This window comes from Rhodanobacter lindaniclasticus (assembly GCF_004799035.1).
Lineage (GTDB): Bacteria > Pseudomonadota > Gammaproteobacteria > Xanthomonadales > Rhodanobacteraceae > Rhodanobacter > Rhodanobacter lindaniclasticus.
The window spans coordinates 84,062-102,773 of record NZ_MWIO01000030.1; the positions used below are offsets into that span (position 1 = coordinate 84,062).

Here is an 18,712-nt window from a genome sequence, read left to right on the forward strand (position 1 = left end):
CTCATAGCTCTCCCTCACCGAACAGCCCGTCGAGGGTGGCGGGAGAGGCCGCCTTCGGTCTGCGTCCGCGTTTGGACTTTGTTGTTGTGGACGCGCCGCTGCTGCTACTCGCAGCTGCTTCGAAGCGTTCACGATTGAGTGCGGTCAGCCGTCCAAGGAGGTCAGCGGTAAGGTCGCTCGACAAAGACCAACGCCAAGGATCATTGGCGGAGCCTCCATCGATCTCACGGAAGTCGTAGACGATCTCAAGGTCATCCCACCCATAGGCCGCTGTCACCTCGTTATCGATTACGACCAGTAACTGCCGCAGCTCGACGATCGTTGCATCCTCCTCGCCAGGGGTATGGATGGCGTTCATGACGTCGGTCAACCCGCATTCGTGCGCAGCGCCGAATGCAACCGCCAAGTCGTTGAAACGCTTTGCCGCATCGATGCCCGCCCGGGAGACTTCACTGCTCGGAACTGGGTACTTGGCGACCGACTCGCTGATGGAAAGCGATAGCGTCTCGCCCAGATTCCCACCGCTGAATCGTTCGAGCCACGCACGAAAGCCTGTGCTTAGCGAGATGGCATAGAGGTCATCCCGCTCCATTCCGATCAGAAGTACCTTGTTCGTGTAGATCCAATCGGACGGAGCGAGCATGCCAACCGGGTACTTTGTGTTCTTTGAGTAGCCGATGAAATTTCCGCGCTGCCGTATGCGCCGCATCAGGTCGGCGCGGTGGTTCCAGAATTGCCACCAACGATCGATCAAACCTTTGTAACTCTTGAGAGCGGCGACCGTGCGAGTCGGTTGCACTTCTTCGACGATGAAGCGATGGGCGATCGGCCATCGTCTGGCGATCTCGTCCAAACTGCGATCACCGATATCCAGCGCCCATCGACCGATGCGATTGAGCGCCGAGCTCGTGATGTCGTCACCTGTGATGTAAGGACGGAGCAGGCTGTCCGGTTCATTCTGGAGTCGCTCAAACCAGGGGCTGTCCGGCGTGATGACGAATGCCAGACCTTTGCTGTTGTTTACACCTTCGAAAGCAAAGAGTGCATCCGGCAGGGTTTGTGGGGCCCAGACATCCGAGGCTTCTGGCTCCAGCCTCGGTCCGATGCGAGCACACTTCCGGCCATCGGCATCGCATTCGGCCGGCCATTCGCCCTTGATGAAACCAACGATGGCAACCACCACGGCTGCCGTGCCGGGCCAAGGCATGCCTTTCTTGGCGAAATAGATCATGCCGTTCTGAACCACTACACCGAGGCCGACATCGATGGCACTACCCTCGGCGATGTTGCTGGTCGCGAGCAGCCCATAACAGCCATCGGTTCGCAGCAGGTCGACGGCACGACGATGGAAGACCACGCACAAGTCGATCTTGCCCGGAGATGCACCCAAGACCATCTGGCACTGCCATTGCAGCTTGTCACCCATTGCGCTTTTCCAGAGGCGGTTGCCCAGGAACGGCGGGTTGCCGACGAGAGCATCGAATCCGGAGAGCGATCTCGCAAAGACCTCTGGAAATTCCAGTGGCCAATGGAACGGCAAACGTCTTGTCTTTTCAGGAGGGAGATCGGCGCTCAATGCGTTGTGCGCTCGCCGAATCATGGTTTCTATCGCGTCGCGCTTACCATCGACGGCCTGCCCGGCGTGAATCGCGAGCGTGCCGACGGTACTGGACAGGACGTTGGCATTCCCTCCCGAAGAAAGCACTTCGGCGATGAACGCATCGGCGATGCGCTCCGGCACGTCGAGCTTCTGGCGTGCATCGGCATCCAGTCGCGCCATAGCCTCGACGTCACGGATGTCCCGGATGGGCATCTGGCGCAGCGCTTGCCGCAATTCGATCGCCTCGCGCACGGCTTGTTCGATGTTCTGCCCGAACAGGCGTTGCTGACCTTTCCCGGTCGGCGTCATGGTGAGTTCGGTGAGCTGATCCAGCCGATGAATACCGAGCAGGCTGTCGCCACAACGTAGGTTGTGGTCCAGAAAGCCGAACGGCCTCCCCTTGGCCAGCGTCACCAGCCAGATGGAGAGCTTGGCGAGTTCGACCGCCAGCGGATTTAGGTCCACGCCGTAGAGGCAGCGCTCGGCGATGAGGCGGCGGGCGATCACGGTGCGTGCCTCGGTGTCGCGGGGCAGAGGCTCCTTGGTGTGCGGCACATCCAGGACTTCGCCATCCACGCTCACCGGATTTCCACTGCCTTCAGCCAGTGACCAGGCCTCGACCAGGCGATCGGCCAGCCAGCGGCAGGCCTGCACCAGGAAGGCGCCTGAGCCCATGGCAGGGTCGCAGATCTTCAGGTCCAGCAGTTCGGCGGGTGACTTCAACACCCACTGCTCACGCGGGGTACCTTCGGATGGCCCTACGTACGCTATCGGCGTCAACGTCTCGGTGACGATGGTCTCGGTCAGCGATTTTGGGGTGTAGTGGGTGCCAGTCTCGCGACGGTCAGAGCCGGTGGTGACGATGAAGGCCCCGGCGGGGTAGACCAGCGGATAACCCCATGGATCGGTGCGTACCAGGTAGGCAAAAGGCTTGATGCGATTACGGAGGTTGGTGTCCCCATGGCAGGCGGCCAGCAGACGGTCGGCGAGCGTATCGTCGACAGGCTTTACCAGATCGTTGCGCACGCGGCTGGCAGAACTGCCGGAGCGCTCCTGGAGCAGTTCGGCAAGGCGTTCGGCACCGTCGAGGCGGGCGGATTCCAACTCGGCCAACTTGACCCAGGGGGCTTTGGCATTCTTGGTCCCATCCAGTTCCAGCGTGACCTCGGCGGTGCGCTTGACGGTGCGTTCCAGCAGGCCCTCGTAGACGTAACCGATCTGTTCGACGTCCAGCGCACGGTAGGACAATGTCCTGCCCTGAAACTGCTGGATGGCTTCGAGCAACAGCAGCACGGTGCGGTTGTCGATCGGCAGCGGCTTGGCCGGGTCGGTGCGCCAGTCGGAGCCCTTGGCGCGGCCCTCGAGGAAGGGAAAACGATCCGGGTCGAACAGCGAGCCGCCCAGCGCTGGAAGGCGCAGGTTCTCGTGTTCGATGCCACCAAATACGGCACGGAAGATCGCCAGCAGGCGCGACCAGGCATCCCAGCGGCGTTCGAGGATCTCCTCGGATTCCTTGCGCAACTGCATGCGCAGGGTCGAGAGCGCATAGTTGGCCTCGTAGCGCTCGTCTCCGAGCAACAGCAAGCCGCGTTCCTCGGCGGAAAGCAGGAACACCAGCCGCATCATCACCGTCAGCGCGGCTTCGTAGAGCACCGGCTCTTTCACGTCGCGCAGCAACTCGCGGTCGCGGTCCTGGTCGGCTTTGTCGAGGGCCTGGATCAGCACTTCGACGGCGCGCCGCACCTGCTCACCGAGGGCGTCGGTGACTTCGTCCTGATATTTCAGCGAGCGGTCGAACAGTGCCGGCAGTTGCTCGGTTTCATCGACGAAGAAGCGACGAATACCCAGCAGGTGCACGAAGGCTTGCAGGGTGATGGGTTCCTGACTCCAGATGCGGGCGTACCAGCTGGCAAAGGTGGTGACGGCACCAACTGGGGCGTCGACCAGCATCCAGCGCTCGCCATTGGTCACCAGCCCGAGGCGGCAGCCGGTGGCGCGGCACAACTGAACCATGCGATCGGCCGGGGTGGCGGCCCATCCGTCCAGCTTCAGAGTGGCATCGAGATCGACATCCTGTCCGTAAGTGTGGATGAGCATCTGCGGCTTGTCGGCCCGTTGCTCGTCGATGACGGCGAGGTCCGGGGACAGCGTCACGCCGTGTTCTGGCAGGCTCACATTCAGTTCGGCCGCGCACCAGTCGGCGCGCTTCAGAACGTCGCCTTTGCCATCCTCGTCGAGTTCCAGCCCGCGCGCCAACACCTCATCAATCCACGCAGCGTGCAATTCGGCAAACTGCGGATCGTCCGTCTCCAGCGCCTCGCGCCATTCCTCGTAGGCCTGACGCAGCCGTTTGCGCTTGGTTCCGTCGAGTTCTTCCAGACCTTGGGGAAAGGCTTCCTTGAGAACGGGAACGGCGAGGAACGGGCCGGAGATCTCGATGAGCGCCAGCCAGTCGTGGTGCAGGTCGTGATTGCTCATGCTGCATCCCCTTGCATGGCTGACTCGGGAACCAAGAAGACGACGGCAACAGGGAAAGTGCGATCGTCGAGCTTGGAATAGCGGGTTTCGATGGCCTGGACCTCTTGGATGCGCTCGGCCGGGATGCGCGCGAGGCGTGCCTCCAGCGCGGCGGTATCGCGTCTGAGCTGAGTGCGCTCGTCCTCGGTGAACAGCGAAAGCTGCTCGGGCTGTTGGTCTTTCTTCAACTCGCTCTGGATAGCCTTCTCCAACTCGTCGAGCACGGTACCGATGTCATCCATCTCTTGTTGCTTGCGGGTCTGCAGAGTATTGGCCAGAAACTTGAGTCGATCCTTCGAGCGGGCGTCGACCGCTTGCAGGATGGCGGGCTGGGCGCGATCGAAGCGCACCCGAATGGCATCGAGTAGCGAATCGCTCGCAGTGACTGGCTGCGCCTCGTCCAGCCACTGCTGGACACGCGTGACACCCTCTTCGCGCCGGAACGACTGATCGCGCAGATAGCCGCCCGAGACGGTCAGTTCCTCGTGAAGGCGATGGTGGTTGCCACCGGTGATGACCAGCCGCGAGATGACGACCACAGCCGGGCCCTCGATGCTGCCATCCGGTAATGTGCGCACGGTGACGCGATGGAGTTTCTTCACGTCATCCTGCGCCCAGACCTCGGCGCGCAACAGCCTCAGGCACATCTGCACCAGTCGATGATTCAGGTGGACCAACACGACATCGTCTCGCCCCTTGGCCACAGCGTGGTCAAAGGTGATGGGGCGTATCTGCTGGGTATGCGGGTGACGCAGGCCCTCCAGACAGCGCGCCCATGATCCCGATAGGGGTGGCATCCTGAATGCGCTGCCTTGGGGTGCATCTGCGAGGGCGACGGGTTCCAACGGGGGGCGGCCCGCTAGCGCGAGACCAGTCTTCACCGCCATCTGGATGTGATCGGGCGTGAGGTGAAAATCCTGCTGGGTGGCGAGGAGTCGTTCATGGAGCTTGGCGACGCGCTCTTTCAGCTCGCGTTCGGCGCGCACGAAGCGCCTGGCCTTGGCAATCTTGGCCTCCGCGAGGCGGGTGTCCAGATCCTTCAGCGAGCCTTCGATGAGCCCGGACATCTGGGGCGCGATGACCGGATTGACGCTGCCCATGTCGGCGCGCATCGACTCCAGTTTGCGCAGCGCACGCAGAATGTCGTCACCATGGCCACCGACCGATGCATGGCTTTTGTCACCGCCGTCGACGGGGTGCCAGATCAGCACCTCTTTCTCGCGTTGTCCGTGACGGTCGATACGCCCGTTGCGCTGCTCCATCACGTTGGGGTTGTAGGGGATCTCCAGGTGGATGAGGCAATTGCAGTGGTTCTGCAGGTCGATACCTTCGGAGGCCGCATCCGTGGCGAGCAGGATGCGGACGGGGGAATCCTTGGGAGATGCCTGGAAGGCTGCCTTGATGGGCTCCCGCTCATCCTGAGTGAGTCCTCCGTGGAGCAGACCGAGTCGTTCGCCACCGAAACCATGGCTGGCGAGGATCTCGTGCATCCACTGGTGGGTGGTGCGGTATTCGGTGAACAGGATCACCCGGCGGTCATTCCACTGACCTCCCGGTTTCAGATTGGCTGAGAGCCAATCTAGGATGGCTCTGGCCTTGGAGTCGGTCTGGTTCTTGGCGCGCTGTGCCCATTGCCTCAAGTCGGCCAGAATCCGTTGTTGCTCTTGCGTAAGCGGTTGGGAACGGCGTGATGCCTCCTCGACGGCCTCCGATTGAGCATTCTCGACTTCCTGGTCGTTGGCGTAATCCTCGTCTGCTTTCAGGATGGCTTTGCGCAGGATGCGCTCGGCCATGGCATCTCGACCCTTGGGCTTGGCGCCATTCGACAGCGAGGCGACGTGCTTCTCGAGCGTGGAAGCGAACGCGGCGGGCGACGAGAAGAGGCGCTTCTTGAGCAGTTGATTGACGAACGAAGTGCCGAATGTGCTGCCGGTCTTCTCCGCGTCTTTTTCGCGGCTGGCACAGTAATCGTTCAGCTTCTGGTGGATCTCCCGTTCCTCGTCCGTGTGTGGGACCGCCAGCGCCTGGAGCTTTCGCTGGGCATACAGGGGCTTGCCGTCAGCATCGACGAGATCGCTCTTCAGGCGACGAATCATCACCTGGCTCAGCTGCTTCTCGTCGGGGAGGATGTTCCGGGCGAAGCGTTGATCGTCCAGCAACTCCAGCAGTGAGGTGAACGACTCGGTGTAGCCGTTGTGCGGCGTTGCGGTCAGGAACAGGCGATGCTGGAAATGCGGGCTGATCGCGCGGATGAAGCGGGTCCGCTGACTCTCGAGGGCGTAATGCGCGCCGGCGGCGGGGGCGATGTTGTGCGCTTCGTCGACGACCAGTAGATCGAACTTGCGCGGATGGCCGGCATGGGGCGGCAGGACATCGCGCATGGCGCGCAGCCCCTCGCCACTCTTGACCCAGTCCATCGAGGCGATGAGGCGCGGATGAGATGTCCACGGATTGGCGTGGATGCCGCGTTCGCGCCGCAATTGCTTGATGTAGGCAGTGTCGACCACGCGGAAGTCGAGGCCGAACTTCTCCAGCATCTCGATGCGCCATTTCTCCTGAAGGGATGCAGGACAGATGATCAAGACGGTGCGGGCACGGTGCCGGAGCAGCATCTCCTGGATCACCAGCCCCGCCTCGATGGTCTTGCCCAAGCCGACGTCGTCGGCGATGAGCAGGTTGACGCGCGCCATGTCGATGGCGCGCACCAAAGGATCGAGCTGAAAGTCCTCGATGCTGACGCCACTGCGGAACGGTGCCTGCAGAAACCCTCGGTCTGCATTGGTGGCGGCGCCCCATCGCACCGCATCCAGGAAGGCTTCGAGCGTGTCGGAGTGGTCTTGCCCGGTAATGGAAGGCAGGCCCGCACGCTCGATGACTTGTGCGCCGGGTTCGATCTCCCAGATGACTTCCAGTTCTTCGCCGAGGCCGTCCTCGTCGATGGAAGAAAGCGTCACGCAGTTCTGCGACGCCGAAGCCGATTCCAATTTCGAGGAGGCGACATCCGCCACGACCCACTGGCGCCGGCGAACCTCGACCAGCTGGCCGGGCTCCGGACGGGTACGGTAGGTGTGGTGCTTCTGATCGTTCGAGATTTCCATGCAGTCTGCCATCTTCCTGTTCAGTTCTTCTTGTGCGCGCCAGCAGGCGATGTGCAGTGCTTCGCTCTCGCCATGGCGACCGCCTGTGCGACGGTTTCCGTGGCTTCGATCGGGGACTCGTGTTCCCAGAATCGCAGTACCGTCCAACCGACTTCGAGAAGCCTCGAATTCGTGTCGGCGTCCCTGAGGCGATTCGTCTCGATCTTCTGCCGCCAGAACTCGGCGTTCTGCTTCGGCCAGGTGGCATGCTCGGGGCACCCGTGCCAGAAGCACCCGTCGACGAAGACGGCGATCCTCAAACCCGGAAATGCCACGTCTGCGACGCGGCGAGGTTTCTTCAGGACCTCGTAGTCGATCCGGTAACGCAGGCCCCTTCGGTAAAGCTCTCTTCGCAATGCGATCTCGGCATCGGTTCCCTTCTGCCGAACCTTCGCCATGCGGCGACTGGTCTCGGGGGACGAGGGCTGAATGCGCGACATCGGAAGCCCTCGTCAGCTCGTCATCGGGCCGTGACCGATGCGATATGCGTGTTGATGCTGCGCGCGATGGCACGACCGAGATCGACGGGAACCGCGTTGCCGATGAGCCGCCCGAGAACCTTGAAGCTCACTTCGCCGTCATCCGGCACGAACGCGTAGTCGCGTGGAAAGCTCTGGAGGATCGCTGCCTCCCTCAACGAGATGGCTCGGTCCTGTTCTGGGTGCCCGAAACGGCCATTGCCAAAGCCGTAGCATTGCGTGGTCATGGTCGGGGCGGGTTTGTCCCACTCCATGCGGCCGTAGACGCCCGGGTAGGTGCGTCCGCTCTCGGCGCGGTGACAGTCGGCGACCAGATCATCCGGCCAATCGCGCCAGGTGCCACCGGGTTTCGATACCTTGATCCGTTTGAGATTCTTTTCCGATAGCGTCGAAGTGACGTGCAATTTGTCCCTCGGAGCCGCTTCACCAGCACTCAATGGGCGCAAGCGGCCAATGGCTTGACGAACCGTCTTCGGTTTTTCGTGGGTCGGTTCGATCATCGTGATGTCACCATGTTTTGATGCCAGCAGCACCATGCGTCGCCGCATCTGCGGCACGCCATAGCGGGAGCTGTCCACGACATCAAACCAAACGTTGTAGCCGAGCCGTTTCAGCGTATCGACAAAGTCATGAAACACTTCGTGCTTCGCGACGGTAGGGACGTTTTCCATCGTGATGACATCGGGCTTGGCGCCTTTGGCGAGACGCGCGAACTCATACAGCAAGCCCCACTTGCCATCCTTTCCGTCGAGTTCGTAGCGCTGTGCGTAGGTCGAGAAAGGTTGGCACGGTGCGCAGCCCGCGAGAATCGTCAAGTCGGCGTCGCCGAACAGCGCTTTCAGTTCAGACGCGGTGACCTTGCTGATGTCACGTTCGACGAATCGGGCCTGGTTGTTGGCTTCATAGGGAAAGCGGCAGGCCGGGTCCAGATCGATACCGGCAACCACGGGCAGCCCCTCCAGCACGAAGCCGTGCGTCAGCCCGCCCGCTCCGCAGAACAAATCCACACAAGAAATCGTTGTCACATCAAATCTCCTGCTTCCACTTCGATACTTGAACGAAGTAGGCGAAACCCATGGCAAACCAGTACCTCATTCCTTGCCCTTGCTCTCGGCATCCGCCGCCCCTCCAGAACGGGCCCATTCATCCACTTCTTCGGTCTTGAATTTCCACAGCCGGCCGATACGGTGAGCCGGCATGTTCCGCTTGCTGATCCATGCATAGACGGTGTCCTTGCTGACGCCGAGATACTCTGCGATCTCCTCGACCGACAACCAGCGATCTGACATGACATGAGCTTCCATCACAGGGTGGGGCGGAGTACGGGCAATGTTGAGATATTACATCAACCGGCCCACTTGAACAGCCGAATTAGCCCGATTGGACCTGGTTTGAGCGGATTTCATCGGACTTGACGGCCTCATATCTCACCCGGGCTCAGCATGTAGACGCAGCCAGTCATGACGTGAAGCTTCGGGCCTGACATATGGAGGTGAGACCGGGAATCCGGTACGGCACCGGTTCCGATTCTTTGCAGCATGGACATCCGCTCTTCCACACCATCACGCCATTGCCTTAGCTGGAAGGAATGGCACGATGGGACAGACCAACCGCCGCGCATCCGCATGGCCTTCGCTGGTCGTGCTGCTGGCCGTGTCGCTCTCGGCCCTGCAGCCCGCCATTGCCGACGACGCTCCTGAGCGTGAGCAGCTCGCTGCGCTCGCCCGCCAACTCGACCTGATCGACCGCATCGCCGAGCACGCCGCCAGTACCGCTCCCCAGGAACGCGCCCGCTACCACTTCGACTACGCCCGGCTGCGCGCAGACCTGAAGCGCGTTCGCGCCGGCCTGCAGGACTACCTCGTGCCCCAGCGCGCCCAGCCGCGCGATCCCGTCCCGTTGGCCGGCGATTACGTCCGCCACGACCGCGCCGACGACGAGGCGCCATCGCCATGACGCCCTCTGCCGATCAGGTCGCCGCCTTCCAGGCCAACGGCGGCTTTGCGCCTTCGGCCGTCGCTGCCGTGGTGCTGGGCTTCGTGTTCGCCGTGTTGCTGCTGTGGGGCGTGTGGGCCATGCGCACCGCCTACGTCGGCTGGGCCGAGCACCGCATCACCGAACGTCAGTTCCTCGCCGTCGTCGTGCGCTTCGTGGCGATGTACCTGGTGCTGACGTTCTTCCTCCTCTCCTGACCGTCACGAAGGGCCATACGCCATGAACACGCCAACGACATCCCATCGCATTCCGTCCCGCATCGTCGCACCGCTGCTGCCGCTGGCGCTCGCGGGCCTGCCGCTGTCGGCCTTCGCGCAGGGCCTGCCGACCATGGAGGACCCTTCGCGCGGCCAGGGCAGCGGCATCCTGCAGACCTTGCAGAACTACGGCTACGACATCGTGCTGCTGATCGCGCTGCTCGTGGTCGCCTCGATGTTCGTCGGTGTCTGCTATCACGCCTACACCCGCTACTCGGAGATCCACACCGGCCGCGCCACCTGGGGACAGTTCGGCCTGACGGTCGCCGTGGGCGCGATCCTCCTGGTGGTCGGCATCTGGCTGCTCACCAAGGCCACCGGCGTGCTGTGAGGGCGGCAAGCGATGGCCGTCCCTTCGGAGACCCCGCAAGACACGCTGGTGACCTTCCTGCCGCACCGGCTGAACCGCCAGCCGGTGGTCGTGCGCGGGCTGACCGCCGACGAGTTGTGGATCTGCACCGGCCTGTCGGCCGCAGCCGGATTCGCGCTCGGCCTGCCGCTGGCCTGGCTCACGCACAGCATCGCCATGGTGCCGACGCTGATCGTCGCCGGTATCGCGCTGGGCGTCTTCGTCGGCGGCGGCTTCCTGCGCGCGCAGAAGCGCGGCCGGCCCGACACCTGGCTGTACCGGCAGCTCCAGTGGCGGCTGGCCCTGCGGTATCCGGCGCTGGCGGCACTCCTGGGCGGGCAGCGCCTCATCACCCGCTCGGGCTACTGGACGACCCGGCGCAACGCCGATCGAGGTGCGCCATGAGCCGTTTCAAGAACGAGGTTGCGCACCTGCAGGCGCACGTGAAGACGCTGCGCCTGGGGGCCGGCGCGTTGTTCGTGGTAGCGCTGCTGCTCGGCTTCGGCTGGTGGAGTGCGCCGAAGAGTCTCACCATCCATGTGCCGCCGGACTTGCGCTCGGGCAGCACGCGCAAGTGGTGGGACGTGCCGCCCGAGAGCGTGTATGCCTTCTCGTTCTACATCTGGCAGCAGGTGCAGCGCTGGCCCACGAACGGCGAGGAAGACTATCCGCGCAACCTACGCGCGCTGTCGGCCTACCTGACGCCGAGCTGCCGGGCCTTCCTGCAACAGGACTACGAGTACCGACGCGCCAGTGGCGAGCTGCGTCAGCGCGTGCGCGGCATCTACGAGATTCCCGGCCGCGGCTACGGCGATGATCCGGCCTCGCGCGTCAAGATGGTCTCCGACCGCGATTGGATCGTCATGCTCGACGTGAGCGCGGACGAGTACTACGGCTCCGAGCAAGTCAAGCGCGCCCTGGTGCGCTACCCCATCAAGGTCGTCCGGCTGGACATCGACCCCGAGCGCAACCCCTTCGGCCTGGCGCTGGACTGCTACGCCGGCGCACCACAGCGCATCGAACCGCCGCCGACGCCGACCCAGGCCGGCGCGCCCGCCAACGCCTCCGGCCACCTGCAGGGAGACTCTCCATGAAGTCCGTTGCCTTGTCGGCCCTGGCCGGCGTCCTGCTGATCCTCGGTTTCGTGCCGGCCAGCCAAGCCGTGGAAATCCTGCGCTGGGAGCGGCTGCCCCTGCCGGTGCCGCTGGTGGTCGGCCAGGAGCGCGTGGTCTTCATCGACCGCAATGTGCGCGTCGGCGTGCCGGCCAGCGTTGGCGATCACCTGCGCGTGCAGAGTGCGGGCGGCGCGATCTACCTGCGGGCGAGCGAGCCGATTCCGCCCACGCGGCTGCAACTGCAGGACGTGGAATCCGGCGCGCTGATCCTGCTCGACATCGCCGCCGAGCCGGCGAAGGACGGCCAGGCGCCGCTGGAGCCGGTGCGCATCGTGGATGCGGAAGCCCCCGCCAAGCGCTACGGCGGCGGTGCAGCAAGCGGCGCGGACGAGCAGGCCGATGCGCCCGCGGGCAAATCCGTTCCCCGGCGCGAAACGCCGGTACCGGTCGTGCTGACGCGCCATGCCGCACAGAACCTGTACGCGCCGCTGCGCACCGTCGAGCCGGTCGCCGGCATCGGGCGCGTAAACCTGCGCCGCGGCCTCGCGCTGGACACCTTGCTGCCGACGTTGCCGGTGCACGCGCGGGCACTGGCCGCGTGGCGCCTGGAAGACCAGTGGGTGACGGCCGTGCGACTCACCAATACCTCGGCGCGCTGGCTCGACCTCGACCCGCGCGCCCTGCAGGGGAACTTCGTGGCGGCGACCTTCCAGCATCCGAACCTGGGGCCGGCCGGCACCGCGTCCGACACCACGGTGCTCTACCTGGTCACGCGCGGCCACGGCCTGGCCGAGTCGCTGCTGCCGGCGCTGAGCCCGATCGACGCCAGCGTGAACCTGCCGCCGGCCGCCGCGGCCGGCTCGACCGGAGGAGCGCGCGATGAAAAGTAATCCGTTGCTCAAGTGGCTGCTGATCCCGATGGCGCTGCTGCTGGTGTTCGTCGGCATCAAGCTGTTCTCCGGCGCGCCCGGCGGCCAGCCCGCTCCCAAGGGCGCGGCCAGTACGCTCACGCCCGAGGAGATGAAAGCCCTGGGCATCGCTGGCGACACGCCGCGCGATACCGTCGCCACGCTGGTGGCCCAGGTGAAGCAGTTGCGCACCGAGCTGCAGAGCGCGCTGGGCGACAACAAGCAGCACAAGGCCGAGAACGAGCGCCTGCGCGCGCGGGAAAGCGCGATCGACCAACGCATCCAGAGCGCGCTGGAAGGCGAGCGCAGCCGCCTGGAGCAGGAGCGCAATCAGGTGGCCAGCGACAGGCAGCAGACCCAGGGGCTGCTGCAGGATCTGCAGCGGCAACTGGACGGCCTTTCCGGCAAGGGTGGCCCGTCCGATCTGCCCGTCGGGCTGGGGCTCGAAGAGGGTGACGGCCAGCGCTTCAACCGCGGCGTCGCTAGCACGCAGTGGGTCGAGCCCGACGATGCCAAGGTCGACGCCAAGAACAGCAGCAAGGAGCCGAGCTTTCCCCTGAGCTTCGGGCCGGCCCAGAAAAGCCTGTCGGCCGCAGTGGAATCCGTCGCCGACGTCGGCAGCCGCGCGGTGGGCGCATCCACGAAGGCTGTCTACACCGTGCCGTCGAACTCGACGCTCATGGGGTCGATTGCCATGACGGCGCTGATCGGGCGCGTGCCAATCGATGGAACCGTCAACGATCCCTATCCGTTCAAGGTGCTGATCGGCCCGGACAACCTCACGGCCAACGGCATCGACATCCCCGACGTGGCCGGCGCCGTGGTCAGCGGCACGGCCTCGGGCGACTGGACGCTCTCGTGCGTGCGCGGGCAAATCCGCTCGGTCACGTTCGTGTTCCAGGACGGCACCATCCGCACGGTGCCGGAGGACAGCAGCAAGGGCGGCAGCAGCGGCGGCAACTCGGGGCACAACGGCGCCAGCATCCAAGGCGGTCTGGGCTGGATCAGCGACCCCTACGGCATTCCCTGCGTCAGCGGCGAGCGGCGCAGCAACGCCCAGCAGTACCTGGGCAGCCAGGCGCTCATCACCGCGGCCGGCGCCGGCGCGGCCTCGCTCATCAAGTCCGACAACGGCAGCGTGGCCGTGGTCGCCAACAGCAACGGCTCGCTGGGCACCGTCGGCATCAGCGGCAACGAAGCGATGGGCCGCATCCTCGCGGGCGGCGTGCGCGACATGGCCGATTGGGTCAACAAGCTCTACGGCCAGGCCTTCGCGGCGGTCTACGTGCAGCCGGGCGCCAAAGTGGCCGTGCACCTGGAGCAGCCGCTCGACATCGACTACGACGCCAAGGGGCGTCGGGTCCACCACCGCACCGGAGAAGCCCATGCCTCGGATCTGGATTGACGCGGCCGCCGTGCTGCTGGCGGCCACCCTGCTCGGCGGCTGCGCCACCAGCAAGGAGAAGCTGCTGCCGCACGGCGACAGCACCATGCTCGACATCTGGCATCAGGAGACCGGCGGCAGCGCAGGCGGGGGCCAAGCTGCGCGGCAACTGCTCGACGCGCGCCAGGGCCTGCGCCGGCCGCTGGCCGATGCCGATGTGCAGGCGGCGCCCGGCGTGCAGGCGCGCTACACCCGCACCGCGCAGAACGAGATTTACCGCCAGTTCCACCGCCTGCCGAACCCCGACCTGGTGATGTACGTGTTCCCGCACCTGGCGGGCACCGACCCGGTGCCGGTGCCCGGCTACAGCACGGTGTTCCCGCTCTACCAGCGCGTGCAGTACGCGATGCCGGGCGAGCGCGTGGAGGACTATTGATGGCCTGGTCGCTGCCGTGGTCACGCAAGTCCGACGCATCGCCTGTTGACGCCGCGGATGCGACCGATGATGCCTGGGCACGGCACGTAACGGCCTTGGCGGCACAGGGTGTCGCCGAGCCGGGCAGCGCGCTCGGCCGGGGCCGGCGCAGACCGGCCACCCAGGCCGACCACGATGCGCTCTATGGCGTCGCGCCGTCGTTCGCGGACTTGCTGCCCTGGGTCGAGTACCTGCCCGGCAGCAAGTGCATGTTGCTGGAAGACGGCCAGTCGGTGGCGGCCTTCTTCGAACTGGCGCCGGTCGGCACCGAGGGCCGCGAGATGGCCTGGCTGTGGCAGGCGCGCGATGCGCTGGAGAACGCCCTGCAGGACTCCTTCGACGAGTTGGACGACAACCCCTGGGTAGTGCAGCTCTACGCCCAGGACGAGGCCGACTGGGACAACTATCTGCGCTCCCTGGCGAACTATCTGCAGCCGCGTGCGCAGGGCAGCGCGTTCAGCGACTTCTACCTGCGCTTCTTCGCCCATCACCTGCGGGCCATCGCCAAGCCGGGTGGCCTGTTTGAGGACACCACGGTGACGCGCCTGCCGTGGCGCGGCCAGGTGCGGCGCGTGCGCATGGTGGTCTACCGCCGCACGTCCGCGGCCACGACCCCGCGGCGTGGCCAGTCGCCCGAGCAGGCGCTGACCACGATCTGCGACCGCCTCGCCGGCGGGCTGGCGAATGCCGGCGTGAAGGCTCGGCGTCTCGGCGCGGCGGACATCCACGCCTGGCTGCTGCGCTGGTTCAACCCGAATCCGACCTTGCTCGGCACCACTGCCGAAGATCGGGAACGCTTCTACGCGCTGACCCGCTACCCGGAAGAGCAGGAGGAGGGCGAGATCGAACTCGCCAGCGGCACCGACTTCGCGCAGCGCCTGTTCTTCGGCCAACCGCGCTCGGACGTGCCCAACGGCCTGTGGTTCTTTGACAGCATGCCGCATCGGGTGATCGTGATGGATCGCCTGCGCACGCCACCCGTGACCGGCCATCTGACGGGCGAGACGCGCAAAGGCGGCGATGCCATGAACGCGCTGTTCGACCAGATGCCCGAGGATACGGTGATGTGCCTGACGCTGGTCGCCACACCCCAGGACGTATTGGAGGCGCACCTCAACCACCTCGCCAGGAAGGCCGTCGGCGAAACCCTGGCCTCGGAGCAGACCCGGCAGGACGTGCAGCAGGCGCGCGGCCTGATCGGCAGCGCGCACAAGCTCTACCGCGGCGCGCTGGCGTTCTACCTGCGCGGCCGCGACCTGGCCCAGCTCGATGCGCGCGGTCTGCAGCTCGTCAACGTGATGCTCAACGCCGGCCTGCAACCGGTACGCGAAGAGGACGAGGTGGCGCCGCTGAACAGCTATCTGCGCTGGCTGCCGTGCGTGTTCGATCCGGCTGCCGACAAGCGCCAGTGGTACACCCAGCTCATGTTCGCGCAACATGCGGCGAACCTGGCGCCGGTCTGGGGCCGCAGCCAGGGCACGGGGCATCCGGGCATCACGTTCTTCAACCGCGGCGGCGGCCCGATCACCTTCGATCCGTTGAACCGTCTCGACCGGCAGATGAACGCGCATCTGTTCCTGTTCGGCCCCACGGGGTCGGGCAAGAGCGCGACGCTCAACAATATCCTGAATCAGGTGACGGCGATCTATCGGCCGCGCCTGTTCATCGTCGAGGCGGGCAACAGCTTCGGCCTGTTCGGCGACTTCGCGGCACGGTTGGGCCTCACCGTGCATCGGGTGAAGCTCGCGCCGGGTGCGGGCGTCAGTCTGGCCCCGTTCGCCGATGCCTGGCGCCTGGTCGATACGCCGAGCCAGGTACAGACGCTGGACGCCGATGCGCTCGACGAGGACCAGACCGATGCCGGCATGGCCGTGGAAGGCGATGAGCAGCGTGACGTGCTCGGCGAACTGGAGATCACCGCACGACTGATGATCACCGGCGGCGAGGACAAGGAAGAAGCGCGCATGACCCGCGCCGACCGCAGCCTGATCCGCCAGTGCATTCTCGATGCGGCACAGCACTGCGTAGCGGAGAAGCGCACGGTGCTGACCCGCGATGTGCGCGACGCGCTGCGCGAGCGCGCCCGCGATGCCACGCTGCCGGAGATGCGGCGCGCACGGCTGCTGGAGATGGCCGACGCCATGGACATGTTCTGCCAGGGCGTGGACGGCGAGATGTTCGACCGGTCCGGCACGCCGTGGCCCGAGGCGGACATCACCATCGTGGACCTGGCCACCTTCGCGCGCGAGGGCTACAACGCCCAGCTCTCGATCGCCTACATCTCGCTCATCAACACCGTCAACAACATCGCCGAGCGCGACCAGTTTCTGGGCCGCCCGATCATCAACGTGACGGACGAAGGCCACATCATCACGAGGAACCCACTGCTCGCGCCCTACGTGGTCAAGATCACCAAGATGTGGCGCAAGCTCGGCGCCTGGTTCTGGCTCGCCACGCAGAACCTGGACGACTTGCCGAAAGCGGCCGAGCCCATGCTCAACATGATCGAGTGGTGGATCTGCCTGTCGATGCCGCCCGATGAAGTCGAAAAGATCGCGCGCTTCCGCGAACTCAACGCTTCGCAGAAGGCGCTGATGCTCTCGGCCCGCAAGGAGGCCGGCAAGTTCAGCGAGGGCGTCATCCTGTCCAAGTCGATGGAAGTGCTGTTCCGCGCTGTGCCGCCCAGCCTCTACCTGGCGATGGCGATGACCGAGCCCGAGGAGAAGGCCGAACGCTTCCAGTTGATGCAGCAGCACGGCATCAGCGAGCTGGATGCCGCCTTCCGCGTGGCCGAGAAGATCGACCGTGCGCGGGGCATCGAACCTCTGGCGCTGGACACGTTGGCCTGACGGGAGCGACACGATGCGCATGCCTTCCTTCGCCCGCCGTCATCCCCGGATCGGTCTGCTGATCGTGGCGACGATTGCGGTGGCCTCGTGGATGTTGCTGCGCGCGCCGCATCCGGCAACCGAGTCCATGTCCCTGGTCGCCGCCGGGTCCGAAGTGCCGAAACCGGCCGGCCCGCCCTGGCTGTATGGCCGTGCCGATGCGCGCTTCACGGTGGTCGGGTACGCCGACCTGGAGTGTCCGTACTGCCGGGCCTACTTCCCCGCGCTCAAGCGCTGGATCGACGCCCATCCCGAGGTGAACTGGCAGTGGCACCACCTGCCGCTGTCCATGCACGAGCCGGCCGCGACTGCCGGGGCGCGCTTGGCCGAGTGCGCGGGCGAGACGGGCGGACACGCCGCGTTTTGGCAGGCCGTGGCCTGGCTCTACGCGAACACCCGTGGCGACGGCCAGGGCCTGCCGGAAGGCCTGCGCTATCCCGACCTCACACCAGCCATGCAGGGTTGTCTCGACAGCGATCGCCCCGATGCCGTCATCCGTGCCCAGGCGGCGGAAGCGGCACAGCAGGGCATCGCGGCCACGCCGGCCCTGCAACTGCGCGACCGCGAGTCCGGCAAGACCCTCCTGCTGCACGGCCCCGTCGAAGGCGACGCCTTGCTGTCGGCCATCGACCTGCTTGCCGCCGGCAGCACGACCGCAGCCGAACCCGCCCATTCCCCAGACATGCCCGCCGGCGTTGCCGGTGACATGCCCAGGTAGCCATCGATCTTCAAGGCTGCGGCGCGGCTTGTCCGCGTTGATCGAAACCCGTTCGCATCGCATCCCTTGACGCGAACAGCCACCGCATCCGCGGTGGTGGATGCCCGCTCGTCACCCGTTCCATCCCCATCGTCCCCAGGAGGGTTTGCCCTCCAGGGGCAGGCGCCCTCCGATCTCATCCATTGGAGGTTCGCCATGTCTCTCGTCATCGCCGACTCCCGCCCGGAGTCGCTCACCCTGATCGCCGCCCAGCACGAAGACTGGATCATCCAGCAGGCCATTACCCTGCTGGAGAACCGCGTGTTCAAGGCCGGTCCGGCGCTGGGCAGTCCCGCCGCCGTGCGCGACTACCTGCGCCTGAAACTGGTCGCGGAGCCGAACGAAATCTTCGCCGTCGTGTTTCTCGACAACCAGCACCAGGTGCTCTCCTTCGAGCCGCTGTTCCAGGGCACGGTCGACCAGACTTCGGTGTATCCGAGGGTGGTTGTCCAGCGTGCGCTGGCGCTCAACGCTTCGGCGCTGATCCTGGCGCATCAGCACCCCTCGGGGAACACCGAGCCCTCGGCCGCTGATCGTGCGATCACCGAGCGGTTGAAGAGCGCCCTGGCCACCGTCGATGTCCGGGTGCTGGATCACTTCATCGTCGGCAAGGGCAGCCCGTACTCGTTCGCCGAAGCCGGCTTACTGTAGTCCGCAGGCGTCCCTCCGGGGGCGCCTGTTCCTCTTGCCCCTCTCCACAAGAACTGCCATGAACGGTTCCGGTTGCCACCTTGGCGATGCGTTCTGATGGTCACGATTTCGGAAGCTTGCAAGCTTGCGGGATACGCGGCTGAACCGGCCTTTATTTGTTGAGAGGCACACCTTTACATGGCAGAATGTGCGTATTTTCT

16 protein-coding genes are annotated in these 18,712 nt (G+C 65.2%); 11 read left to right on the top strand and 5 right to left on the bottom strand.

The genetic code is table 11. The annotated features are described in order from the left end of the window. Position 1: 1 nt before the first annotated feature. From B1991_RS18855 to mads1, 5 genes are all read right to left on the bottom strand, one after another. Positions 2-4,078, bottom strand: coding sequence for an Eco57I restriction-modification methylase domain-containing protein (locus tag B1991_RS18855; RefSeq protein ID WP_196696644.1), 4,077 nt, complete (start codon positions 4,076-4,078; stop codon positions 2-4). Then, a complete protein-coding gene (drmD, locus tag B1991_RS11065; RefSeq protein ID WP_136258763.1) occupies positions 4,075-7,215 on the bottom strand; it encodes a DISARM system SNF2-like helicase DrmD in 3,141 nt (1,046 codons plus the stop codon). Before drmD ends, B1991_RS18855 begins: the two co-directional genes overlap by 4 nt. A 20-nt stretch (positions 7,216-7,235) precedes the next feature. Then, complete coding sequence (locus B1991_RS11070; RefSeq protein WP_011805416.1) at positions 7,236-7,694, bottom strand: very short patch repair endonuclease; 459 nt, start codon at positions 7,692-7,694, stop codon at positions 7,236-7,238. A 20-nt stretch (positions 7,695-7,714) separates the two neighbouring features. After that, positions 7,715-8,758 (bottom strand): DNA cytosine methyltransferase, encoded by a 1,044-nt coding sequence (locus tag B1991_RS11075; protein ID WP_023657714.1) that lies wholly within the window; start codon positions 8,756-8,758, stop codon positions 7,715-7,717. A 66-nt stretch (positions 8,759-8,824) separates the two neighbouring features. After that, the gene (mads1, locus tag B1991_RS11080) at positions 8,825-9,022 is read right to left on the bottom strand and encodes a methylation-associated defense system helix-turn-helix domain-containing protein MAD1 (protein ID WP_177325798.1); all 198 of its coding nucleotides are present in this window, start codon (positions 9,020-9,022) and stop codon (positions 8,825-8,827) included. 307 nt (positions 9,023-9,329) lie between these two features. Here mads1 and B1991_RS11085 point away from each other — a divergent pair, with 307 nt between their 5' ends. From B1991_RS11085 to radC, 11 genes are all read left to right on the top strand, one after another. Next, positions 9,330-9,689: an integrative conjugative element protein, RAQPRD family gene (locus tag B1991_RS11085; protein ID WP_011805413.1), complete on the top strand. Its 360-nt coding sequence runs from the start codon at positions 9,330-9,332 to the stop codon at positions 9,687-9,689. Next, entirely contained in the window at positions 9,686-9,925 is a 240-nt protein-coding gene (locus B1991_RS11090) for a TIGR03758 family integrating conjugative element protein (RefSeq protein WP_003294214.1), read from the top strand. The genes B1991_RS11085 and B1991_RS11090 overlap by 4 nt, the downstream gene beginning before the upstream one ends. Positions 9,926-9,947: 22 nt before the next feature. Further along, the gene (locus tag B1991_RS11095; protein ID WP_011805412.1) at positions 9,948-10,316 is read left to right on the top strand and encodes a TIGR03745 family integrating conjugative element membrane protein; all 369 of its coding nucleotides are present in this window, start codon (positions 9,948-9,950) and stop codon (positions 10,314-10,316) included. A gap of 12 nt (positions 10,317-10,328) precedes the next feature. Next, the gene (locus B1991_RS11100) at positions 10,329-10,739 is read left to right on the top strand and encodes a TIGR03750 family conjugal transfer protein (protein WP_011805411.1); all 411 of its coding nucleotides are present in this window, start codon (positions 10,329-10,331) and stop codon (positions 10,737-10,739) included. Further along, positions 10,736-11,428, top strand: coding sequence for a PFL_4703 family integrating conjugative element protein (locus B1991_RS11105; RefSeq protein ID WP_011805410.1), 693 nt, complete (start codon positions 10,736-10,738; stop codon positions 11,426-11,428). Before B1991_RS11100 ends, B1991_RS11105 begins: the two co-directional genes overlap by 4 nt. Next, the gene (locus B1991_RS11110; RefSeq protein WP_011805409.1) at positions 11,425-12,339 is read left to right on the top strand and encodes a TIGR03749 family integrating conjugative element protein; all 915 of its coding nucleotides are present in this window, start codon (positions 11,425-11,427) and stop codon (positions 12,337-12,339) included. The genes B1991_RS11105 and B1991_RS11110 overlap by 4 nt, the downstream gene beginning before the upstream one ends. Next, positions 12,329-13,762, top strand: a complete 1,434-nt coding sequence (locus B1991_RS11115) for a TIGR03752 family integrating conjugative element protein (protein WP_011805408.1) — start codon at positions 12,329-12,331, stop codon at positions 13,760-13,762. The genes B1991_RS11110 and B1991_RS11115 overlap by 11 nt, the downstream gene beginning before the upstream one ends. Further along, positions 13,743-14,177, top strand: coding sequence for a TIGR03751 family conjugal transfer lipoprotein (locus B1991_RS11120; RefSeq protein ID WP_023083166.1), 435 nt, complete (start codon positions 13,743-13,745; stop codon positions 14,175-14,177). Before B1991_RS11115 ends, B1991_RS11120 begins: the two co-directional genes overlap by 20 nt. Beyond that, positions 14,177-17,065: a conjugative transfer ATPase gene (locus B1991_RS11125; RefSeq protein ID WP_136258764.1), complete on the top strand. Its 2,889-nt coding sequence runs from the start codon at positions 14,177-14,179 to the stop codon at positions 17,063-17,065. Before B1991_RS11120 ends, B1991_RS11125 begins: the two co-directional genes overlap by 1 nt. A gap of 13 nt (positions 17,066-17,078) precedes the next feature. Beyond that, the gene (locus tag B1991_RS11130; protein ID WP_023657711.1) at positions 17,079-17,822 is read left to right on the top strand and encodes a DsbA family protein; all 744 of its coding nucleotides are present in this window, start codon (positions 17,079-17,081) and stop codon (positions 17,820-17,822) included. A gap of 195 nt (positions 17,823-18,017) precedes the next feature. Continuing rightward, positions 18,018-18,512 (top strand): RadC family protein, encoded by a 495-nt coding sequence (radC, locus tag B1991_RS11135; protein WP_023657710.1) that lies wholly within the window; start codon positions 18,018-18,020, stop codon positions 18,510-18,512. Positions 18,513-18,712: the final 200 nt, after the last annotated feature.

Coding starts and splice junctions, on each gene's coding strand:
- B1991_RS18855 (WP_196696644.1), bottom strand. CDS start 4,078: ATGAGCAATCACGACCTGCACCACGACTGGCTGGCGCTCATCGAGATC.
- drmD (WP_136258763.1), bottom strand. CDS start 7,215: ATGGAAATCTCGAACGATCAGAAGCACCACACCTACCGTACCCGTCCG.
- B1991_RS11070 (WP_011805416.1), bottom strand. CDS start 7,694: ATGTCGCGCATTCAGCCCTCGTCCCCCGAGACCAGTCGCCGCATGGCG.
- mads1 (WP_177325798.1), bottom strand. CDS start 9,022: ATGTCAGATCGCTGGTTGTCGGTCGAGGAGATCGCAGAGTATCTCGGC.
- B1991_RS11085 (WP_011805413.1), top strand. CDS start 9,330: ATGGGACAGACCAACCGCCGCGCATCCGCATGGCCTTCGCTGGTCGTG.
- B1991_RS11090 (WP_003294214.1), top strand. CDS start 9,686: ATGACGCCCTCTGCCGATCAGGTCGCCGCCTTCCAGGCCAACGGCGGC.
- B1991_RS11095 (WP_011805412.1), top strand. CDS start 9,948: ATGAACACGCCAACGACATCCCATCGCATTCCGTCCCGCATCGTCGCA.
- B1991_RS11100 (WP_011805411.1), top strand. CDS start 10,329: ATGGCCGTCCCTTCGGAGACCCCGCAAGACACGCTGGTGACCTTCCTG.
- B1991_RS11105 (WP_011805410.1), top strand. CDS start 10,736: ATGAGCCGTTTCAAGAACGAGGTTGCGCACCTGCAGGCGCACGTGAAG.
- B1991_RS11110 (WP_011805409.1), top strand. CDS start 11,425: ATGAAGTCCGTTGCCTTGTCGGCCCTGGCCGGCGTCCTGCTGATCCTC.
- B1991_RS11115 (WP_011805408.1), top strand. CDS start 12,329: ATGAAAAGTAATCCGTTGCTCAAGTGGCTGCTGATCCCGATGGCGCTG.
- B1991_RS11120 (WP_023083166.1), top strand. CDS start 13,743: ATGCCTCGGATCTGGATTGACGCGGCCGCCGTGCTGCTGGCGGCCACC.
- B1991_RS11125 (WP_136258764.1), top strand. CDS start 14,177: ATGGCCTGGTCGCTGCCGTGGTCACGCAAGTCCGACGCATCGCCTGTT.
- B1991_RS11130 (WP_023657711.1), top strand. CDS start 17,079: ATGCGCATGCCTTCCTTCGCCCGCCGTCATCCCCGGATCGGTCTGCTG.
- radC (WP_023657710.1), top strand. CDS start 18,018: ATGTCTCTCGTCATCGCCGACTCCCGCCCGGAGTCGCTCACCCTGATC.